This is a genomic window from Intestinimonas sp. HCP28S3_D6 (assembly GCF_052065695.1).
Taxonomy (GTDB): domain Bacteria; phylum Bacillota; class Clostridia; order Oscillospirales; family Oscillospiraceae; genus Intestinimonas.
The window spans coordinates 1-17,758 of record NZ_JBQHTM010000032.1; the positions used below are offsets into that span (position 1 = coordinate 1).

21 protein-coding genes and 2 pseudogenes are annotated in these 17,758 nt (G+C 50.8%); all 23 read left to right on the forward strand.

Annotated features, from left to right (window positions below):
- Window positions 1-242 (forward strand): hypothetical protein (locus ACTNBK_RS11120; protein WP_441146115.1); only part of this gene is annotated, 242 nt, incomplete at its 5' end.
- A 195-nt stretch (window positions 243-437) separates the two neighbouring features.
- Window positions 438-1,268, forward strand: a complete 831-nt coding sequence (locus ACTNBK_RS11125) for a phage antirepressor KilAC domain-containing protein (protein ID WP_215665462.1) — start codon at window positions 438-440, stop codon at window positions 1,266-1,268.
- The gene (locus tag ACTNBK_RS11130) at window positions 1,265-1,432 is read left to right on the forward strand and encodes a hypothetical protein (RefSeq protein ID WP_171032223.1); all 168 of its coding nucleotides are present in this window, start codon (window positions 1,265-1,267) and stop codon (window positions 1,430-1,432) included. The genes ACTNBK_RS11125 and ACTNBK_RS11130 overlap by 4 nt, the downstream gene beginning before the upstream one ends.
- The gene (locus ACTNBK_RS11135; protein ID WP_097772875.1) at window positions 1,413-2,087 is read left to right on the forward strand and encodes a helix-turn-helix domain-containing protein; all 675 of its coding nucleotides are present in this window, start codon (window positions 1,413-1,415) and stop codon (window positions 2,085-2,087) included. Before ACTNBK_RS11130 ends, ACTNBK_RS11135 begins: the two co-directional genes overlap by 20 nt.
- Complete coding sequence (locus ACTNBK_RS11140) at window positions 2,084-2,929, forward strand: ATP-binding protein (RefSeq protein ID WP_215665463.1); 846 nt, start codon at window positions 2,084-2,086, stop codon at window positions 2,927-2,929. The genes ACTNBK_RS11135 and ACTNBK_RS11140 overlap by 4 nt, the downstream gene beginning before the upstream one ends.
- A gap of 75 nt (window positions 2,930-3,004) precedes the next feature.
- Window positions 3,005-3,931: a ParB/RepB/Spo0J family partition protein gene (locus ACTNBK_RS11145; RefSeq protein WP_215665464.1), complete on the forward strand. Its 927-nt coding sequence runs from the start codon at window positions 3,005-3,007 to the stop codon at window positions 3,929-3,931.
- 13 nt (window positions 3,932-3,944) lie between these two features.
- Window positions 3,945-4,451: a hypothetical protein gene (locus ACTNBK_RS11150; RefSeq protein WP_195638405.1), complete on the forward strand. Its 507-nt coding sequence runs from the start codon at window positions 3,945-3,947 to the stop codon at window positions 4,449-4,451.
- Between the two features lie 10 nt (window positions 4,452-4,461).
- The gene (locus ACTNBK_RS11155) at window positions 4,462-5,097 is read left to right on the forward strand and encodes a DUF3846 domain-containing protein (protein ID WP_002576407.1); all 636 of its coding nucleotides are present in this window, start codon (window positions 4,462-4,464) and stop codon (window positions 5,095-5,097) included.
- An 18-nt stretch (window positions 5,098-5,115) separates the two neighbouring features.
- A complete protein-coding gene (locus ACTNBK_RS11160) occupies window positions 5,116-5,598 on the forward strand; it encodes a PcfB family protein (RefSeq protein ID WP_215665465.1) in 483 nt (160 codons plus the stop codon).
- Window positions 5,595-5,891: pseudogene (locus tag ACTNBK_RS11165) on the forward strand (VirD4-like conjugal transfer protein, CD1115 family); the annotation flags it as partial. The gene ACTNBK_RS11160 and the pseudogene ACTNBK_RS11165, both read left to right, overlap by 4 nt.
- Window positions 5,892-5,923: 32 nt before the next feature.
- Window positions 5,924-7,798 carry a recombinase family protein gene (locus ACTNBK_RS11170; RefSeq protein WP_022030171.1) on the forward strand — a complete coding sequence of 625 codons (1,875 nt, stop codon included), beginning with the start codon at window positions 5,924-5,926 and terminating at the stop codon, window positions 7,796-7,798.
- Between the two features lie 78 nt (window positions 7,799-7,876).
- The gene (locus tag ACTNBK_RS11175) at window positions 7,877-8,071 is read left to right on the forward strand and encodes a transposon-encoded TnpW family protein (protein ID WP_022030172.1); all 195 of its coding nucleotides are present in this window, start codon (window positions 7,877-7,879) and stop codon (window positions 8,069-8,071) included.
- A gap of 133 nt (window positions 8,072-8,204) precedes the next feature.
- Window positions 8,205-8,501, forward strand: a complete 297-nt coding sequence (locus tag ACTNBK_RS11180; protein ID WP_022030173.1) for a hypothetical protein — start codon at window positions 8,205-8,207, stop codon at window positions 8,499-8,501.
- Window positions 8,502-8,686: 185 nt separating this feature from the next.
- A complete protein-coding gene (locus tag ACTNBK_RS11185) occupies window positions 8,687-9,520 on the forward strand; it encodes a methyltransferase domain-containing protein (protein WP_441146120.1) in 834 nt (277 codons plus the stop codon).
- Between the two features lie 131 nt (window positions 9,521-9,651).
- The gene (locus ACTNBK_RS11190) at window positions 9,652-9,948 is read left to right on the forward strand and encodes a DUF3847 domain-containing protein (RefSeq protein WP_022030174.1); all 297 of its coding nucleotides are present in this window, start codon (window positions 9,652-9,654) and stop codon (window positions 9,946-9,948) included.
- A gap of 239 nt (window positions 9,949-10,187) precedes the next feature.
- Window positions 10,188-11,702 (forward strand): MobQ family relaxase, encoded by a 1,515-nt coding sequence (mobQ, locus tag ACTNBK_RS11195; protein WP_131743550.1) that lies wholly within the window; start codon window positions 10,188-10,190, stop codon window positions 11,700-11,702.
- Window positions 11,703-11,716: 14 nt separating this feature from the next.
- Window positions 11,717-12,025 (forward strand): annotated as a pseudogene (locus tag ACTNBK_RS11200) (AAA family ATPase); the annotation flags it as partial.
- Window positions 11,943-13,211: a DNA topoisomerase gene (locus ACTNBK_RS11205; protein ID WP_441146145.1), complete on the forward strand. Its 1,269-nt coding sequence runs from the start codon at window positions 11,943-11,945 to the stop codon at window positions 13,209-13,211. The pseudogene ACTNBK_RS11200 and the gene ACTNBK_RS11205, both read left to right, overlap by 83 nt.
- Complete coding sequence (locus ACTNBK_RS11210; RefSeq protein WP_117445219.1) at window positions 13,208-13,516, forward strand: immunoglobulin; 309 nt, start codon at window positions 13,208-13,210, stop codon at window positions 13,514-13,516. The genes ACTNBK_RS11205 and ACTNBK_RS11210 overlap by 4 nt, the downstream gene beginning before the upstream one ends.
- A 59-nt stretch (window positions 13,517-13,575) precedes the next feature.
- Window positions 13,576-15,702, forward strand: a complete 2,127-nt coding sequence (locus tag ACTNBK_RS11215) for a YodL domain-containing protein (RefSeq protein ID WP_117445220.1) — start codon at window positions 13,576-13,578, stop codon at window positions 15,700-15,702.
- Complete coding sequence (locus tag ACTNBK_RS11220) at window positions 15,699-15,917, forward strand: transposon-transfer assisting family protein (RefSeq protein WP_117445221.1); 219 nt, start codon at window positions 15,699-15,701, stop codon at window positions 15,915-15,917. Before ACTNBK_RS11215 ends, ACTNBK_RS11220 begins: the two co-directional genes overlap by 4 nt.
- A gap of 185 nt (window positions 15,918-16,102) precedes the next feature.
- Window positions 16,103-17,356 carry an ATP-binding protein gene (locus ACTNBK_RS11225; protein ID WP_117445222.1) on the forward strand — a complete coding sequence of 418 codons (1,254 nt, stop codon included), beginning with the start codon at window positions 16,103-16,105 and terminating at the stop codon, window positions 17,354-17,356.
- A 4-nt stretch (window positions 17,357-17,360) separates the two neighbouring features.
- Window positions 17,361-17,564: a hypothetical protein gene (locus ACTNBK_RS11230; RefSeq protein WP_117445223.1), complete on the forward strand. Its 204-nt coding sequence runs from the start codon at window positions 17,361-17,363 to the stop codon at window positions 17,562-17,564.
- The last annotated feature ends 194 nt before the right edge of the window (window positions 17,565-17,758 follow it).

The following is a 17,758-nucleotide window of genomic DNA, read 5'->3' on the forward strand; positions in this document are numbered from 1 at the left end:
TACATGAACATGAAGCACTTGGAGGCGGCTCTGGACGACGCCTCTATTGCCGGTTGACTTCATTCAGCCGGAGCCTGCAAATAATTTTGCGCATAAATCTTGACGGCACCTTCAAATTAGCCCATTTTGATGGGTTTACCATGGGTTTACGGCCTATTTTTGAGTCTAATGGGTGGGAAAATGGGTTTACAGAAGGCCATTTTGGAGGGGAAATTAGCCCCACATCCTTGACAGATTTTTGATAAAAATCCGGCTGAAATGGAATGAAAAACAGTGTCAGGATCGTTTGGCGAGTTCTGACGAATTCTGCAAAAAAATAATATCAGGTATCCTGTTACATAGAGCCTTGGCTCATTCTTTGAAAACGAGAATGGGTCGAGGCTCTATTTTTTTCGCCCGAAATCCGGCGAGACAAATTTGAGTAGGAGGTAACAGGTATGACGGATTTCAATCAGAAGACCCATGACACCGATGTGGGCAGTCATGGCGGACAGTCGAGGCAGATGATGGAGGTGTTCGAGAACCAGGAGTTTGGTTCAATCCGGTTGTTACAGGAGGCAGGCAAGACTTTCTTCTGTGCAAGCGATGTGGCGAAAGCGTTGGGGTATGTGAATCCCTACGCCGCAGTGAAACGCCATTGCAGAGGCCCTCTAACGAAACGCGAGGGGGTCGTTCAGAAGGTGAATCAGTATGGGGATGCTGGAGAGCAGGTCGTTGAAATCGCCTTTATCACAGAAGGCGATGTTTACCGGCTGATCGTTCACAGCAAGCTGCCATCGGCAGAACGATTTGAACACTGGGTGTTTGATGAAGTTCTCCCTTCTATCCGCAAGCATGGTGTGTATATGAGCGATTCCATTTTGGATCAGGTGATTCAGCATCCGGAGGTCATCTACACCCTGGCACAGGAGCTTGTAGCCGAGAGAGAGCAGCTTGAGGGTATCCGCAAACAGCTGGATGCGGCACAGCCCAAGGCAGACTACTTCGACACCTTTGTAAATTCGGAAGATTGCACCTGCATCCGGAATTTCTGTAAGGAAATCGGAATCCCAGAGAAGACGGCAGTAGCTCTCTTACTGGATCACCGCTATCTGTACCGCAGTCCAAGCGGCTGGCTGATGCCTTTTGCAGACAAATCTGCAAGGGGCTATTTTATTGTCCGGGATTGCTACGGCAGAAGCGGAAAACTGGTGCAGCAGACGAGAGTGACCTGCAAGGGAAAGAATCATCTCTTCAAGTTGTTTAAGAAATGGGGTGTGATCGAATGACGCTTTTTACAGAGGGACGCCTTCAGGCGTTTGAACGCATGATGCAGGATACCGGCAAATACCATCGACGGGAGGACAGCGAAGATCGTTCGCGCAAATGTCCGAAGAAAAAAACGGAGCCTGCGAAAAAGGATGGTGAGCACCATGCCGGTATTCAGGGTTGAGAAAAACAGCAATTACACAACGATGTGCAATTACCACCTGCGGGATCAGGGTCTCAGTCTGAAAGGAAAAGGACTTCTCTCTATGCTGCTTAGTTTACCGGACACATGGAACTATTCGGTACGGGGATTATCTTCGATTACACCGGATGGCGTAGATGGGGTGCTTACAGCTCTGAAAGAACTGGAACGTCTTGGATATCTGGAAAGGAACCAGCAGCGTGAGAGTAACGGTCGGATGGGCAGAGCGGAGTATGTGATCTATGAGATGCCAAGGAAAAAGCCGTGTTCGGAATCACCGTGTACGGAAAAGCCGTATACGGTAAATCCGGATACGGACACACCGGTTACGGAAAATCCCGCGCAATTAAGTACTAATAGAACAAGTACTGAAACAATCAATAAAAGAGAGAAGAAGGAAATCCAGCACCGGTATGGCTCATACGAAAATGTCCTTCTCTCTGACACGGAATACGGCAAGCTCCGGCAGGAGTTCCCAGGAGATTATCAGATGCGGGTGGAACGGCTCTCTGAGTATATGGCCTCCACCGGTAGGAGCTACAAAAATCACCTTGCCACAATCCGAAGCTGGGCAAAGAGAGAAAAGCCAAAGTATAACCCGGCAGACTACACATTTGAGGAAGGAGACAGCCTATGAGCGACATGGTGCCTGAAGTATTGAATGCGGCGTTGGATTCGCTCTTTACGCCGAAAGAACCCGGAGAGCTGGAATACCAGGGCGATGACGGACTGTTGTATTGCAGAAACTGCCGCACGCCGGTGCAGTGCAGGGTAAAGCTCTGGGGCAGAGACAAGATTGTTCCCTGCCTTTGCAAATGTCAGCAGGAAGCGATGGCGGAAAAGAAACGCCAGGATGAGCTGCTGGAGCGGCAGCGTAAAATCAGGCAGCTGAAAGCAACGGGGATTCAGGAAAAGCATCTTCTGGAATGGAATTTTGCCGTTGCAGAAGACAACAAGGATATCCAAATGGCAAAACGTTATGTGGAGCAGTGGGAAAAGGTCAAGGCTGAAAACCTTGGCCTTTTGTTATGGGGAGATGTCGGAACTGGAAAGTCCTTTGTGGCGGCATGTATTGCCAATGCGCTGTTGGAACAGGGCATTCCGGTTTTGATGACGAACTTCTCCAAAATCTTGAACCAGATGGGAGCCATGTATTCGGAAGAACGATACAGGTATATTGCTTCGTTTTCCAACTATTCTTTGCTGATTCTGGATGATCTGGGAATTGAGCGCAGCACCGAATATGCGCTGGAGCAGGTCTACGCTGTCATTGATGAGCGGTATAAGTCCGGGCTTCCAGTCATTATCACAACCAATCTGAAAATTGCAGAAATCCGCAATCCGCAGGATGTGGCATACGCCCGGATTTACAGCAGGATTCTGGAAATGTGTACGCCGGTGCGAATCAGCGGAGAGGACCGCAGAAAGAGCATTGGAAAAGAAAAACAGCAGGTCGTTAAGGAGGTACTTGATCTATGAAGTGCAAGGCAAAAAAGGCGTTTTTCGCAGGTAAGAATGACATCTATCACCGCTGGAAGGAGGTTAAGAAGCTGAATGGCAAAAGCAAAAACCAGTATTACAACAGAAAACCGCAGTGGCTCAGCTGCCGACGCTGCGGCTAAGGAGAAGAGGACGGAGATGCCGCTTTCTGACCTGCATCCTTTTGAAGGGCATCCCTTTAAGGTGCTGGATGACGAGCTGATGGAACAGACCGTAGAGAGCATCAAGCAGATCGGTGTGGTATCACCACTGATTGTCCGACCTGACCCGGAAGGCGGATTTGAAATTCTTTCAGGACACCGCAGACTTCATGCGGCGCAGCTGGCAGGTTTGGAGACTGTGCCGGTCATCGTTAAGGAAATGGACGATGATGCAGCAATCATCTTTATGGTGGACAGCAACTTGCAGCGGGAGAATATTCTTCCCAGCGAGAGAGCGTTTTCCTACAAGATGAAGTTGGAGGCGATGAAGCATCAGGGAGAAAGGTCAGATTTACAGCCTGAGACAACTTCTCGCCAACTTGGCGAGAAGTTACAAACATCGGTGGCAGTAATGTCTGAGGAGATGGGAGAAAGTCAAAGGCAGATTCAACGTTTTATCCGCCTTACCAACCTGATTCCAGAAATTCTGGACATGGTGGATGAGAAGAAAATCGCCTTTAATCCGGCGGTAGAGCTGTCTTACCTGAAACCGTCCGAACAGAAAGAATTTCTGGAGGCAATGGACTATGCACAGGCATCCCCATCCCTGTCGCAGGCACAGCGATTGAAAAAGCTCTCGCAGGAGGGCGGCTGTACCTTGGATGCCATGTGTGAAGTGATGAATGAAATCAAAAAGGATGAGCTTGACCATGTGACGATTAAAAACGAGGTTCTTCGGAAGTATTTCCCGAAATCCTATACGCCGAAGCAGATGCAGGACACGATTATCCGGCTGCTGGAAAAGTGGCAGCGAAGTAAACAACGAGATATGGAACGATGAGAAGGAGATTTTTATGATGATGAACTTTAAGAAGAATCAGAACAACGCAGTGTGCAGCATGGATTGCAAGAACTGCCCGCACGGTGCATCGCAGCCGAATCCGATGGATGATTCCATGTTTGAGAAGTCCATTGCGATGCTTCATAACTGGGTGATGCTGGAGGCAATCCGTGAAGATCACCCGAAGGAACGCATTGTGATGGTGATCCTGCCGGGGGCTGGCGGCGAACTTCTGACCGAGGCTGGCAGTCGAGACATCTTTGAGGATGTTTACGATGAGATGGAGGCTGATCTGGTGGCAGATGGGGAACTGCTTCTCCATTATGATAAGAGCGATGTGATCGAGACTGACAGAACCCGCTATCTGCTGGGAGCTGCGGAAGTTTCGGAAATCGACCAGAACGGCAACGAATGCAGCATCAATCTGTTTACGCTGGAACGCACCATCGACTATGTGAACGAAAACCTGACGGTGGTTTCCATTGGCGGCGAGTTGGTTCCGGCACTGCGCCTGATCTAAGGAGGTGCCTATGAAGAAATTTGATGTGGAGATTACAGAGACTCTCCAGAGAAAGGTTTCTGTGGAAGCTGCCTCACAGGAAGACGCGGAACGCATGGTGACGCAGGCGTGGAATAATCAGGATTATGTTCTGGATTCCGGCGATTTCACCGGTGTGGACTTCAAGACCGTGGGAGAACATGAACTGGCAGAGACCAGGACAATGGATGTGCTGCTGGTACAGCCCAATGCTTACCCGAAGAAAATCAGTGTTGGCACGGAGCTGGAAGATTTGCAGGCAATGGTTGGCGGCGATATTGAAGTAACCTACCCATTTGAGGATGAAGTAGCCATTATTCTGAATGAATCCGGTAAAATCAATGGACTGCCGCTGAACCGTGCAATTTACACCGAAGACGGAGATATGCAGGACATTTATGCCGGTGATTTTCTGGTGGTTGGGCTGACAGAGGATGATTTTGGTTCTCTGACCTCGGAGCAGATGCAGAAATTTGAGGAGCAGTTCCATCAGCCCCAGATGTTCGTTCGCATGGGGCGCAGCATCATGGCGATTCCGGTTCCGGATGACATGGTGAAGAAGATGGAGGAAAAGGCTGCAAAGCCCCAGGAAAAGAGTAAACCGGCACCGGACCGGGACAGTTTGTAAGGAAGGAGGCGGAGATTCATGCAGGAAGAAGTTGAAAATCGTACCGTCAATCTGGCAATCAGTACCACGAAACTGACCTTTCGCACCATTGTGAATGGCTATAATGCGTGGAAACGGCACCATCAGTCGAAAGTGGCTCAGAAAACAGCACAGCTTCCGGTTGGAAAGCAGAGCATCAAAGAACTGATCGGTCAGAATCAGGGAGTCAGCAGTATCCCCATTGAGAAAACGGATTTGAAAGGCTTTGAACAGGTAGCGCGGAAATACGGCGTGGATTATGCCATTACGAAAGACCAAAATGTGGTTCCACCCAAATACACGGTGTTCTTTAAGGCGAAGGATGCGGATGCACTGACTTCCGCTTTTGAGGAATTCACCAACCGCAAGCTGAAAGCAAAGGAAAAACCGAGTGTTCTGGAGCAGCTTAACAAGCTCAAAGAGTTGGTTGCTGCAATTCTGCCGGATAAGGTTCGTCACAAAAGTCAGGAGCGTGATCTATGAATAATAAGACCAAGAAGCTGCTGATCCTGAACCTGCCGTACTTCATTGCCGGTCTTGTATGTACCAATCTGGGAGAAGCGTGGAGAATTGCCGAGGGCGCAGACATGTCTGAAAAGGTCCTCGGCTTTCTTTCTGCCCTGGGTGTAGCTTTTTCCAATCCGATGCCAAGTCTGCATCCGATGGATTTGCTGATTGGTGTGTGCTGCGGAGCAGGTCTGCGGCTTGCCGTGTACCTGAAAGGAAAAAATGCCAAGAAATATCGTCATGGCATGGAGTACGGCTCTGCTCGTTGGAGTGCATAATTTTAAGTGTAAAGGAAGCCTATATGGACGCACAGGAGGTTATGCACATGACTGATTATAGTAAAATTACAGCCCTTTACTCCCGCCTTTCCGTGGGCGACGAGGACAGGGACGGCGGTGAGAGTAACTCGATACAGAACCAAAAAATCTTTTTGGAGAACTACGCCAGAGGGCAGCACTTAACCAATATCCGGCACTACATTGACGATGACGAAAGCGGCAGATTTTTTGACCGTTCTGCCTACTCCCGCATGATGGACGATGTAGAGAACGGGAAAATCGGTGTCTGCATTATGAAAGACCTGACACGCTGGGGGCGTGACTATCTCCAAGTCGGCAATGCGATGGAGATATTCAGACGGAACAATGTGCGCTTTATCGCAGTCAACAACGGGATAGACAGCGAAAAGCCCGATACATTGGAGTTTGCGCCCTTTATCAACATCATGTCGGAGTGGTACGCAAAGGACATCAGCAAGAAAGTAAAGACCGGCATTAAGACGAAGGGCATGAGTGGAAAGCCGATTGCCACCGAAGCCCCCTATGGCTATGTCAAATCCCCGGACAACAAGGATTTTTGGATTATCGACGAGGAAGCCGCCGGAGTTGTTCGTTTGATTTTTCGCCTGTTTCTGGACGGAAAAAACCGAAACCAAATTGCCGTATATCTCACGCAGGCGCAAATCCCAACGCCCACATTCTACATGAAAGAGCGCGGGCGGGGAACCTGTAAAAACAGGGCGCTCAATGAGGCCAACCGCTATAAGTGGAACAAAGCCACCCTGACCCATATCCTCACACGGCAGGAGTATTGCGGTGATGTTGTCAACTTCAAGACCACAAAGCACTTCCGCGACAAGCGGAACCACTATGTAGACCGGAGCCAATGGCAGATAACCGAAAATGTGCATGAGCCGATTATTGACCGCACCGACTTTGAAACCGTACAGCGGATTTTGGAAAATGCGCCCGTCAAACGCCCCAACGGGGACGGGGAAATCCACCCTTTGTCGGGCTTGCTTTTCTGTAAGGATTGCGGTGCGAAAATGCACATTCGCATAGATTATCGGAATGGCGGCAAGCGTCATGTTGCCTATTGCAGCGAGTACCACAAGGGAAAAGCCAAAAACCCCAAATGCAATTCCCCGCACATCATTGACGCGGATTTGCTCATGCAGACCATCGCGGAAGTGCTGAAGAAAATCGAGGACTATTCTATCAGCAACTGGGCGGAATTTGAAGCCTTAGTGAAAAAGAACCTTGCCATGCAGCAGACCGACAAGACCAAGAAACAGCAGAAGCGTATCCCGCAAATCACGACGCGCCTTGAACAGATTGACAAGGTGCTGAACAAGCTCTATGAGGACAACGCCCTCGGCACGATCCCGCAAGACCGCTATGAGCAAATGTCGCAGAAGTATTCAGAAGAATACTATGCGCTGAAAGCGGAGCTTGCCGAGCTGCAAGAGCAGCTATCCGCTTTTGAGAACGCGGGCGGACGGGCGCAGAAGTTTTTGAAGCTGACGGAACGCTACGCTGCCTTTACCGACCTGACCCCCGCCATTCTCAACGAGTTTATCAGCCGGATTGAAGTGCATGAGCGCGACAAGAAAAGGGCAAAACAAGCCATTCAGCACATCGGGATATATTTCAACTATATCGGCAAATTTGAGAACGAAGTGACACAGCTTACAGAGCCAACGGAGCAGGAAATCCGGCAAATGCGGGAGAAAATCGAGGAAGCCCAAAAGGAAAAGAGCCGCGCCTACCACCGGCAGTATTCAAGGGAGTACCGGGCGCGTAACCTTGAAAAGCGACGGGAGTATGACCGCATGAAAGCACGGGAATACCGGGCAAAGAAAAAGGCACAGGAAGCCGCCGCAGCACCCGCACAGTAAAACCGAATACTGACAACCAAGAGGGATTTTCCGGGCTACGGGAAATCCCTCTTTTGCACCCAGAGAAAGGAGCCGCCTATGGCAGAACAGAACGGGACACCTCAATCCCCCGACAGTGTTATCACGACACAGAGGGACGGACAGACCATCGTTGCGGAGTTGTTTTTCAACCACAGCGGCACAGAAACATTCCGCGACAAGCTGCTCAAAGTGATACTTGCCGACAGCTTGCAGGACGGTCAAGAGCCGGAAAAAACGAAAATCACGCGATAGGAACCGCCCGGACGAAGAATGGTTCGCCGGGGCGGTTTCTATTTGAAAATCCCCATTTTCCCCAAGTCAAGAGCCGGGAAAATTCCCTCAAAAATGCCCCTCTCTCCAAACGAGGGCGCAGAAAGGAGAGTTTATGCGAACAGGGCTTCCCAAGCAAAAAAAGATCACAGACATCTGGTTTGATGAGAAAGACCCGTTGATCCATATCCGTACCCACAACACCGACTTGAAGAAGCGGCTTGCCGCCTATGCCGAGCAGCACCCCGATGTGTGCCGCCAGACCGACGCAGACCCGGAAACGGGCTGCATGGAGTTTGACATTGAGAAAGGCCGCTTCTCTTTCCGTCTGACCGCCCCATACAGCGAGGAACGGCGGGAAGCGGCGCGGCGGTATGCCAGAGAGAGCAACGTCGCCGACAGGCTGAAATAGAGTTGAAATGTTCATAGTTTTGTGCTATACTTTTTCTAAAAGCAGAGTAATACTGCGGAATTGATTGGAGGACAACACAATTGTTACATTTATGAGATTAAGATAAAACCGCGAGTTATGTTGCGGTTATCCGTATTGCATAACTCGCTTATTGAAGCAGAGATGTAATTACGGAGGAAAAACAAATGAATAATAATTTATCACGCTTTGCAGACAGCAAGGTTTATTTTCAATGCCCAATTTGCACAAAATCAATGGATATACAAGGCAATAGCCTAATTTGTAGACATGGACATTGCTTTGATATTTCAAGATATGGGTATGTAAATTTGTTGTTAAAATCATCGCCCAAAACCAACTACAGCAAGCGGTCTTTTGAAAACCGGCACCAAATTTTGGAGTATGGCATGTATGATGTTGTGTTGGAGAAAATCATACAGTTTATTTCTGATACGCCATCTATAAGAAACATTTTAGATGTTGGTTGCGGCGAGGGTTTCTATGCAAGGCAGATACAGCAAAGAACAGAACGAAACATCTTTGCCTTTGACTTGTCAAGGGAGGCAATACAGATTGCATCAAAAAAAGACAAGCGCAAAGCAGTGAAGTGGTTTGTTACTGACTTATCAAAAATCCCTTTGAAAGACGGAAGTATGGATTGTATTTTAGACATATTTTCGCCTGCACACTACAAAGAATTTCAGCGATTGCTATCTCCTAACGGATATGTTGTGAAAGTAATTCCTACGAAAAATCATTTGAGGGAAATCAGGACTAAAGTGCAAGCACACTTGAAAAATCCAGATTATTCAAATGAGTCTGTCGTTGAATATTTTGAGAAATATCTTAAAACCATTTCAAGAGAAACGGTTTCAGCCACCGTACAGTTGTCATCAGAACAAAGAATGTCGTTTATTGAAATGACGCCGCTTCTCTTTTGCGTTGAAAAAGATTGCGTTGATTGGCGTACTCTCACACATTTGACAATCGAAGCTGATGTTTTAATAGGAATGTATTAAAGGGCGTATTGATATTTAATATTCCCATTTATTGAGCAGAACGGAGTAAACCAAACACCCTAATCAAAAGGACAGCCGAGGAAATCGACTGTCCTTTTTCTATGCCGACAGGTAGAAAGGAGTGACCACCCATGACGAAACCGAGAGAAAAAAAACGCGAGGAATTGCAAGCCGAGATTGAGGACGGGAAGAAGAAAATCCGGCAGCTTGAAAATCGGGAAAAGGTGTTGCGGCAAAAGTTATCCCAAGAGGAACGCAGGACGCGCAGCCATCGGCTGATCGTCCGGGGTGCGGTCTTTGAGAGCATTGTGCCAGAAGCAAAGACCATGACCGACGAAGAAGCCGCCGCCTTTCTCCGGCTTGCCCTGACGAGCGAGGAAGCGCGGGGCTATCTGAAAAAACGCACCGAGGGCGGGAAAAGCGAATAATCCCTTTGGTACAAAGGGCGCACTTATACACCCTTACGGGTGCGTGCGCTCTGCCGAGGGCTTGTCGGCACAGAGAGAAAGCCGCTTGCTTCCCTCTCTGACCGACATTGGCGGCTTTGCCGCAACAAGGGGCTGCACCCCTTGCGCCGCTTACGCGGCTATCCCTGCACACCCACAAAAACAGTATACCAGCCTTTGGCGTCTGTACCATTTTTGCGGGTTTTCATTTTATCCGGGAGGTGATACCCATAGCCATCTATCATTGTAATATCAGCATTGTCAGCCGGGGCAAGGGCAAATCAGCCGTTGCCGCAGCCGCCTACCGAAGCGGCGAAAAGCTGACAAATGAGTGGGACGGAATGACACACGACTACACCCGCAAAGGCGGTGTTGTCCATACGGAAATTATGCTGCCACCCCACGCCCCGCCCTCTTTCTCTGACCGTTCAACCTTGTGGAACAGCGTGGAGCTTTACGAGAAAGCCGGGAACGCCCAGCTTGCCAGAGAGATTGACGCGGCGCTCCCCATAGAGTTATCCAGAGAGGAACAAATCCGGCTTGTCCGGGAATACTGTTCCTCTCAATTTGTTTCCAGAGGAATGTGCGTTGATTATGCCATTCACGACACCGGCAAGGGCAATCCCCATTGTCACATCATGCTTACCATGCGCCCCCTTGACGAGCGCGGCGCATGGGCGGCAAAGTCCCAAAAGGAATATGACCTTGATGAAAACGGCGAGCGTATCCGCTTGCCAAGCGGCAGATACAAGACGCACAAAGTTGACCTGACCGGCTGGAACGACAAGGGCAACGCCCTCTTGTGGCGTAAGGCATGGGCGGATATTTCAAACGCCTACCTTGAACGAGCCGGAAGCCCGGAGCGTATCGACCACCGCAGCAACGCCGAGCGCGGCATTGGCGAGATACCCACCGTCCACATGGGCGTGGCGGCTTGCCAGATGGAGAAGAAAGGTATTGCCACCGAGAAAGGCGAACTGAACCGGAATATCCAAAAGGCAAACCGCCTTATACGGGAAATCCGAGCGCAGATTGGAAAGCTCAAAGAATGGATTGCCGACCTGTTCAAAGCGTGGGAAACCGCCCCGGAACAGCCGCAACAATCCCCCGGCCTTGCAAATCTGCTGATGAAGTATTTGAGCGTTCAGAGAGAAAAGAGCCGGAAGTATTCGCAGCGTTGGCAACAACAGCACACAGCCGATGAACTGAAAACCATAGCGGCAGCGGTCAACTATCTGACCGAGCATGGTATCTCTACCCTTGATGAGCTGGACGCAGCCCTTTCCTCTGTCAGCGAACAGGCCGACACTATCCGGGCAGGAATGAAAACCGCCGAGGAACGCATGAAGAAGCTGCAAAAGCTGATTGAATACGGGAAGAACTACACCGAGTACAAGCCCGTTCACGATGAGCTGAAAAAGCTGCAAAACGGCTGGACAAACAAGCGCGACAAGTACGAGGAAGCCCACCGCGCCGAGTTGACCCTATGGAACGCAGCAAGCCGCTATCTCCATGCAAATCTGCCGAAAGGAACAAAGACCTTGCCTATTGCGGAATGGGAACAGGAATATGCCGACCTCAAAACACAGAGGGACAGCGATTATGCCAAACTGAAAGATACCCGCGCCGATGTTTCCGAACTTCAAAAAATCCGCAAATGCGTGGATATTGCACTCCGCGCCGACCAGCCGGAGCAGACACAGACCCGCACAAAGCGGCACGACATAGACCGATGAAAGGAGTGAGTTTTTTGTACTACACCCAAGAACAGATAGACCGGGCGAACCAAGCCGACCTTGTTTTGTTCCTGCAATCGCAGGGGGAACCGCTGGAACGCGCCGGACAGGAATACCGATGGAAACGGCACGACAGCTTGACCGTCCGGGGCAACAAGTGGTATCGCCACAGCCAGAGCAAGGGCGGCGGCCCCATTGATTTTGTCATGGAGTTTTTTGGCAAGAGTTTTACCGAAGCCGTTGAACTTCTCACAGGAGAAAAGGGAGCCGCACCGCCGCCGGATAGACCAAGCTCCGCGCCCCTCTCCGACTTCCGGCTACCTTCAGTCCCTGTATGAGAAAAAGCTCTGTACCTATCCGCGAACCGACAGCCGCTTCCTGACGGACGATATGGAAAGCGGGGTTCCGGCCGTCGCTGCCTGCGCCGCCGGGATTCTCGGCGTATCGGTCGGAGATGTATCTGCAAAGCAGGTCTGTGATAGCCGTAAGGTTTCTGATCACCATGCCGTCATTCCCACGATGGTTGCCGGAGAAGCTGAACTCTCTGCGCTGACGGCCGGGGAGCGCGAGGTTTTGAAGCTGGTTGCCCGTCAGGTGCTGATGGCGGTCAGTGCGCCGTATTCCTATCTGGAAACGGTAGTAACTGTTGAATGCGGCGGGCAGGTATTCACCGCAAAGGGAAAAACGGTGCTGAACACCGGCTGGAAAAGCTATGCGGCGGGCGAACAGAAGGAAAGGGTACTCCCTCCGATGACGGAAGGACAGTCCATTGACAGTTTTGATGTTTCGCTGGAGGAAGGAAAGACAAAGCCGCCTGCCCGATACACCGAGGATACGCTGCTTTCCGCCATGGAAAATGCCGGGGCGAAAGAGATGCCGGATGATGCCGAGCGCAAGGGGCTGGGCACACCCGCCACCCGCGCCGGGATTCTGGAGAAGCTGGTTTCCTCCGGTTTTGTGGAGCGAAAGAAGAATAAAAAGGCGGTCAGCCTGGTTCCGCAGGACATCGGTATCTCCCTGATCACGGTGCTTCCGGAACAGCTTCAGTCTCCGCTTCTGACTGCGGAATGGGAGAACATGCTGAAAGAGATCGAGCGCGGCGAGCTCTCCCCAGAGGCGTTCATGGAGCAGATCAGCCGCATGGTTTCCAAATTGGTGCGCGACTACGAACCTGTGAGCGGTGCAGAGGTGCTGTTCCCGTCAGGACGCCCGGTGGTTGGAAAATGCCCTCGCTGCGGCGGTCCGGTTACGGAGAGCAAGACCGGCTTTTTCTGTGAGCGCCGCGACTGCCGCTTCGGACTCTGGAAGGACAACCGCTATCTGTCCGCAAAGCACATCATTCTGACAAAAAAGATGGCGGAGGCGCTTCTGAAGGATGGAAAAACTTTTGTCAGCGGCATGTATTCCGAAAAGACCGGAAAAAGCTATTCCGCCTACCTCGTACTGACGGACGACGGGCAGAAATCCAGCTATGCTCTGGAGTTTGACAGGGAGAAAACCGGCGCATGAAGCTGAGCCCCGCAGAACGCGAAACGATCATCCTGTTTTCCGATGCAGACGATACCGCCAGCGTCTACACCTATGACAGGAGGCTGATTAAAAAGCTGGACGCCCTTTGCAAAAAATGTCCGGAAGAAGTGTATGAGGAGAAAAAACGCTCCTCTGCCGGTGCGAAAAGCTATATTGTGCCGAAAAGCTGTGTTTCCGTCCGTGAGCCGTTTTCCAGAGCGCGGCGCGAGGCGGCCAGCAGGCGTGCAAAGGAGGCCGGCACCGTCCCGCCGGACAGAAGTAAAGGCCGCGATTCGGACGAATAATGCAGGGAGATAGGCGCAGGGCTTCGGCTCTGCGCCCTGTTTCCCGGAAAGGATGGTATATGGCAGAAAAACAGAGCAGCCGGGACAGGCTGAAGGAGATCACGGCGAGTATTGAGGACGGCATCAAAGAGCTGTTCCAGTCGGAGAGCTATGCGCAGTATCTTCAGACCATGAGCCGGTTTCACCATTACAGTGTAAACAATCAGGTGCTGATCCACATGCAGAAACCGGACGCCACGCTGGTGGCGGGCTTCAACAAATGGAAGAATCAGTTCGGCAGAAATGTCATCAAGGGAGAACACGGCATAAAAATCATTGCCCCGACTCCCTTCAAGAAGAAAATCGAGCAGGAAAAGCTCGACCCGGATACGCAGCTTCCCATGCTGGATGCGGACGGGAAAATCATTACGGAGGAAAAGACCATCCAGATTCCCATGTACAAGCCGGTGACGGTGTTCGACGTTTCGCAGACCGAGGGCAGGCCGTTGCCTCAGCTGGCCCATGACCTGTCGGGCAATGTGGCGAATTACGATGTGTTCATGGAGGCGCTGCGCCGCTCCTCTCCGGTTCCCATTTCCATTGAGGTAATGGGCGGCGGTATGGACGGTTACTTTGATCTGGAGCATCAGGATATCGCCATCCGCAAAGGCATGAGCGAGGTGCAGACGGTATCTGCGGTCATACATGAGATGGCGCACGCGCTGCTTCACAATCGAACCAAAGATACTGAGGAGAAAACACCAGAACTCTCCCGCAGTACCGAAGAGGTGCAGGCGGAAAGCATCTCCTATGCAGTGTGCGCCTATTACGGCATCGCCACCGGTGATAACAGTTTCGGCTATATCGCGTCCTGGTCAAAGGATAAAACCCTGCCGGAGCTGCGGGAAAGCCTGGAGGTGATCAGCAAGACCGCCGACGGCCTTATCAACGATATCGACCGGCACTATGCGGAAATCCTGAAAGAGCGCGAGGCGGAGCTGATTGCTGCTGAACCTGCCATGGCGATGGAGCGCCTTTATGCCGTGGATGACCGGTATCTTCATGTTCAGCGCACGGACACCGGCGTGGATTACACGATTTACGATAAGGCATCCATGAAGGAACTCGACGGCGGTCAGCTGGATATGGAGATCAGCACGCTGGCCGAATCGGCACTGGAAATCTGCAACTCCCATGGAATCGGGCAGAACGCCCCGCTTCAGGTTGCGGACATCGGGATACTGGATGAATTGCAGGCCGCGCAGGATGCGGTGATTGCCATTGAGCCGCCTGTGCAGGAAAACCCGGAGCCGGAGACGGATACTCCGGCTGACCCGGCAATTTCCGTGGAGGCGCGGAACGCTTACGGCTATACGGATGATGCGATGCTCCCGCTGACAAAGGAACGCGCCATGGAGCTGTTTGAACGCGATGTGCCGGTATATCTTCTCTATGGGGACAATACCGAGGCGATGGCTTTTGAACAGACGGAGATTCTGAATCATGACGGCATTTTCGGCATTGACCGCGCAGACTGGGAGGCGGTAAAGGAGCAGTTTCCTGTCGCCACGGAAAACAGATGGCAGAAAGCCTTCCAGCAGAATCCGGCAGACAGCTACTGCATTTATCAGCTCCGCAGAGATCCGGAACTGGCCGAGCTTCGCTTTATGAATTCTCAGTATCTCCGGGAACATGGTCTTGAGCCTGCATTTGACCATTATGAGGCGGTTTATTCCGGCTCTCTTCCGTCTGACGGCAGTACAGAAGCCCGCCTGGATGACCTGTACATGAAGTTCAACACTGCCCACCCGCAGGATTTTACCGGGCACAGCCTGTCTGTCAGCGACATTGTTGTCTTAAAGCAGCAGGGTGCGGTAAGCTCTCATTATGTGGACAGCGTGGGCTTTGTTCAGTTTCCGGCGTTTCTTCCGGACAATTACCTGAAAAATGCGGAGATGTCCATGGAGGACGATTACGGGATGATCGACGGCATCATCAACAACGGTCCAAAGGAACAGCCGGAGACCAAACCCAAGGCTCCCGATTTATCGGCTCTGTTTGAAGCAGCCAGACAGGTCGTTCAGGAAGATAAGCAGGTTTCTGAACCGGGCAAAAAGCCTTCCGTGTTGGCAATGCTCCATGCACCCGCGCCGTCCAGAAGCGAAAAGACCGCGCAGACGAAAAGCGCAGAAAGGGATCTGATATGATGAATTTCACCAATGACGAGATGAATCTGATGTGCATCTACAGCGCCGGCAGCAGCCGCACCGGCCTGATACAGAAGCTCACGGAAATGAAGAAGTACCTGGAACGCGACGAGGTGCAGCTGTTGTCGCTGACCGAATCAACGCTTACAAAACTGGCAACAATGACCGATGAGGAGTTCGGGCAGCTGGAGCTCTACCCCGATTTCGATATCTGATTCTATTCCGAAAAAAGGTGCAGGCGCACCGGATTTCGGAATACGGCTTGATTCCTATTTCAGATTTTTGCGGGAAACCGCAAAAATCTTTCGTAGACCGGTTGTAAAATGACTTCGCGCGTGGTATAATACTATTGCGGATAATTGCAGTAAACCGCAAAAATCCGCAATAGGAGGTGCGCTGCATGGAAATTAAAAGAGACCGTTACCTGAATCTGCTGATCAGCAAGAAGCATAACGGATTGATTAAAGTGATAACCGGCATGAGGAGATGCGGAAAATCTTATCTTCTGTTCACTCTCTTCAAGGATTACCTGCTTTCAGAAGGAATAGAAAAAAGCCACATCATTGAGATTGCGTTTGATGCTTATGAAAACAAGCAGTACCGCGATCCCGATGTGCTCTATCCTTACCTGAAGGAGAAGATCAAAGACGACGGCATGTATTATGTGCTGCTTGACGAGGTGCAGCTGCTTGGGGAATTTGAGGCAATCCTGAACAGCCTGACCCGAATGAAAAATGTGGATGTGTATGTGACCGGAAGTAATGCCCGCTTTCTCTCCAAGGATGTGATCACAGAGTTCAGAGGACGCGGCGATGAAGTGCATATGTACCCACTCAGCTTTGCGGAATTCATGTCGGTTTATCCCGGCACGAAGCAGGATGGTTGGAATGAGTATATGCTGTACGGCGGTCTGCCGCTGGTGCTGAGCTTTACCACTCCGGATCAGAAAATCGCGTTTCTGAAATCTCTCTTTGAGGAGACCTATATTTCGGATATTGTCGGAAGGCACAACATCCGAAACAAGGCGGAGCTGGAAGAGCTTCTGAACATTCTATCCTCCGCAATCGGTTCGCTGACAAACCCTGAAAAACTTGCCGCAACCTTCCGGTCGGTCAAGAACAAGAAAATCAGCAGCAATACGATCAAGAAGTATATTGATTATCTCTGCGATTCCTTCCTGATCGACAGCGCTGTCCGGTATGATGTAAAAGGCAAAAAATACATTGATACCCCGGTGAAATACTACTTCACCGACATGGGGCTGAGAAATGCCCGCCTGAATTTCAGACAGCTGGAAGAAACGCACAGCATGGAAAACATCATTTTCAATGAGCTGAAAATCCGCGGCTTCAATGTGGATGTGGGTGTTATCATGCAGTATGATACCAACGAAAAGGGCAACAGCATCCGCAAACAGCTGGAAATTGACTTCGTCTGCAACAAAGGCTCCAAACGCTACTATATCCAGTCCGCTTACGCGATTCCGGATCAGGCGAAGATGGAGCAGGAACAGCGTTCTCTGATGCTGACCGGAGATTTCTTCAAGCGAATTATCATCACCAAGGATACTCCGGCACCGTATTATAATGAGAATGGTGTCCTGATTATGAGCGTCTATGATTTCCTGCTGAATGAAAACAGTCTGGATATTTAAGACGATGGGAAAGAGCAATAAGGTCTGCCCGAACTGCGGACGAAAGATGAAACAGCAGTTCATCGGCCTGCAGCATTGCAAATGCGGGATGAGCTGGAAAAAAGATATTGGCTTTTTTGAACGGACGCCGGATATGGTGTTCGGACTCCGGCACAATGCGCCGGGTAAAAAGCCGCGCCGGATGATTGAGATCAGACGGAAAAACTGAATACAATTCAAATCGGGAGCGTCCATGGCATGTGGGCGCTCTTTTCTTTTTGGAAAGGAGACGTGATCTATGGCAAGCAAATTGCAGGAGTACCGAAGAATGTCGGAAGAAGCTCAGCGGCAGCTGACCGGAAGCCTGGAGCGCTGGCAGTCCTTCCTCGCCACCGCGTCGAGGCTGTACAAATACCCGTATCA

Bases quoted from the DNA above. Each gene is read 5' to 3' on its own strand.
- ACTNBK_RS11125 (WP_215665462.1), top strand. From the start codon at position 438: ATGACGGATTTCAATCAGAAGACCCATGACACCGATGTGGGCAGTCAT.
- ACTNBK_RS11130 (WP_171032223.1), top strand. From the start codon at position 1,265: ATGACGCTTTTTACAGAGGGACGCCTTCAGGCGTTTGAACGCATGATG.
- ACTNBK_RS11135 (WP_097772875.1), top strand. From the start codon at position 1,413: ATGCCGGTATTCAGGGTTGAGAAAAACAGCAATTACACAACGATGTGC.
- ACTNBK_RS11140 (WP_215665463.1), top strand. From the start codon at position 2,084: ATGAGCGACATGGTGCCTGAAGTATTGAATGCGGCGTTGGATTCGCTC.
- ACTNBK_RS11145 (WP_215665464.1), top strand. From the start codon at position 3,005: ATGGCAAAAGCAAAAACCAGTATTACAACAGAAAACCGCAGTGGCTCA.
- ACTNBK_RS11150 (WP_195638405.1), top strand. From the start codon at position 3,945: ATGATGATGAACTTTAAGAAGAATCAGAACAACGCAGTGTGCAGCATG.
- ACTNBK_RS11155 (WP_002576407.1), top strand. From the start codon at position 4,462: ATGAAGAAATTTGATGTGGAGATTACAGAGACTCTCCAGAGAAAGGTT.
- ACTNBK_RS11160 (WP_215665465.1), top strand. From the start codon at position 5,116: ATGCAGGAAGAAGTTGAAAATCGTACCGTCAATCTGGCAATCAGTACC.
- ACTNBK_RS11170 (WP_022030171.1), top strand. From the start codon at position 5,924: ATGGACGCACAGGAGGTTATGCACATGACTGATTATAGTAAAATTACA.
- ACTNBK_RS11175 (WP_022030172.1), top strand. From the start codon at position 7,877: ATGGCAGAACAGAACGGGACACCTCAATCCCCCGACAGTGTTATCACG.
- ACTNBK_RS11180 (WP_022030173.1), top strand. From the start codon at position 8,205: ATGCGAACAGGGCTTCCCAAGCAAAAAAAGATCACAGACATCTGGTTT.
- ACTNBK_RS11185 (WP_441146120.1), top strand. From the start codon at position 8,687: ATGAATAATAATTTATCACGCTTTGCAGACAGCAAGGTTTATTTTCAA.
- ACTNBK_RS11190 (WP_022030174.1), top strand. From the start codon at position 9,652: ATGACGAAACCGAGAGAAAAAAAACGCGAGGAATTGCAAGCCGAGATT.
- ACTNBK_RS11210 (WP_117445219.1), top strand. From the start codon at position 13,208: ATGAAGCTGAGCCCCGCAGAACGCGAAACGATCATCCTGTTTTCCGAT.
- ACTNBK_RS11215 (WP_117445220.1), top strand. From the start codon at position 13,576: ATGGCAGAAAAACAGAGCAGCCGGGACAGGCTGAAGGAGATCACGGCG.
- ACTNBK_RS11220 (WP_117445221.1), top strand. From the start codon at position 15,699: ATGATGAATTTCACCAATGACGAGATGAATCTGATGTGCATCTACAGC.
- ACTNBK_RS11225 (WP_117445222.1), top strand. From the start codon at position 16,103: ATGGAAATTAAAAGAGACCGTTACCTGAATCTGCTGATCAGCAAGAAG.
- ACTNBK_RS11230 (WP_117445223.1), top strand. From the start codon at position 17,361: ATGGGAAAGAGCAATAAGGTCTGCCCGAACTGCGGACGAAAGATGAAA.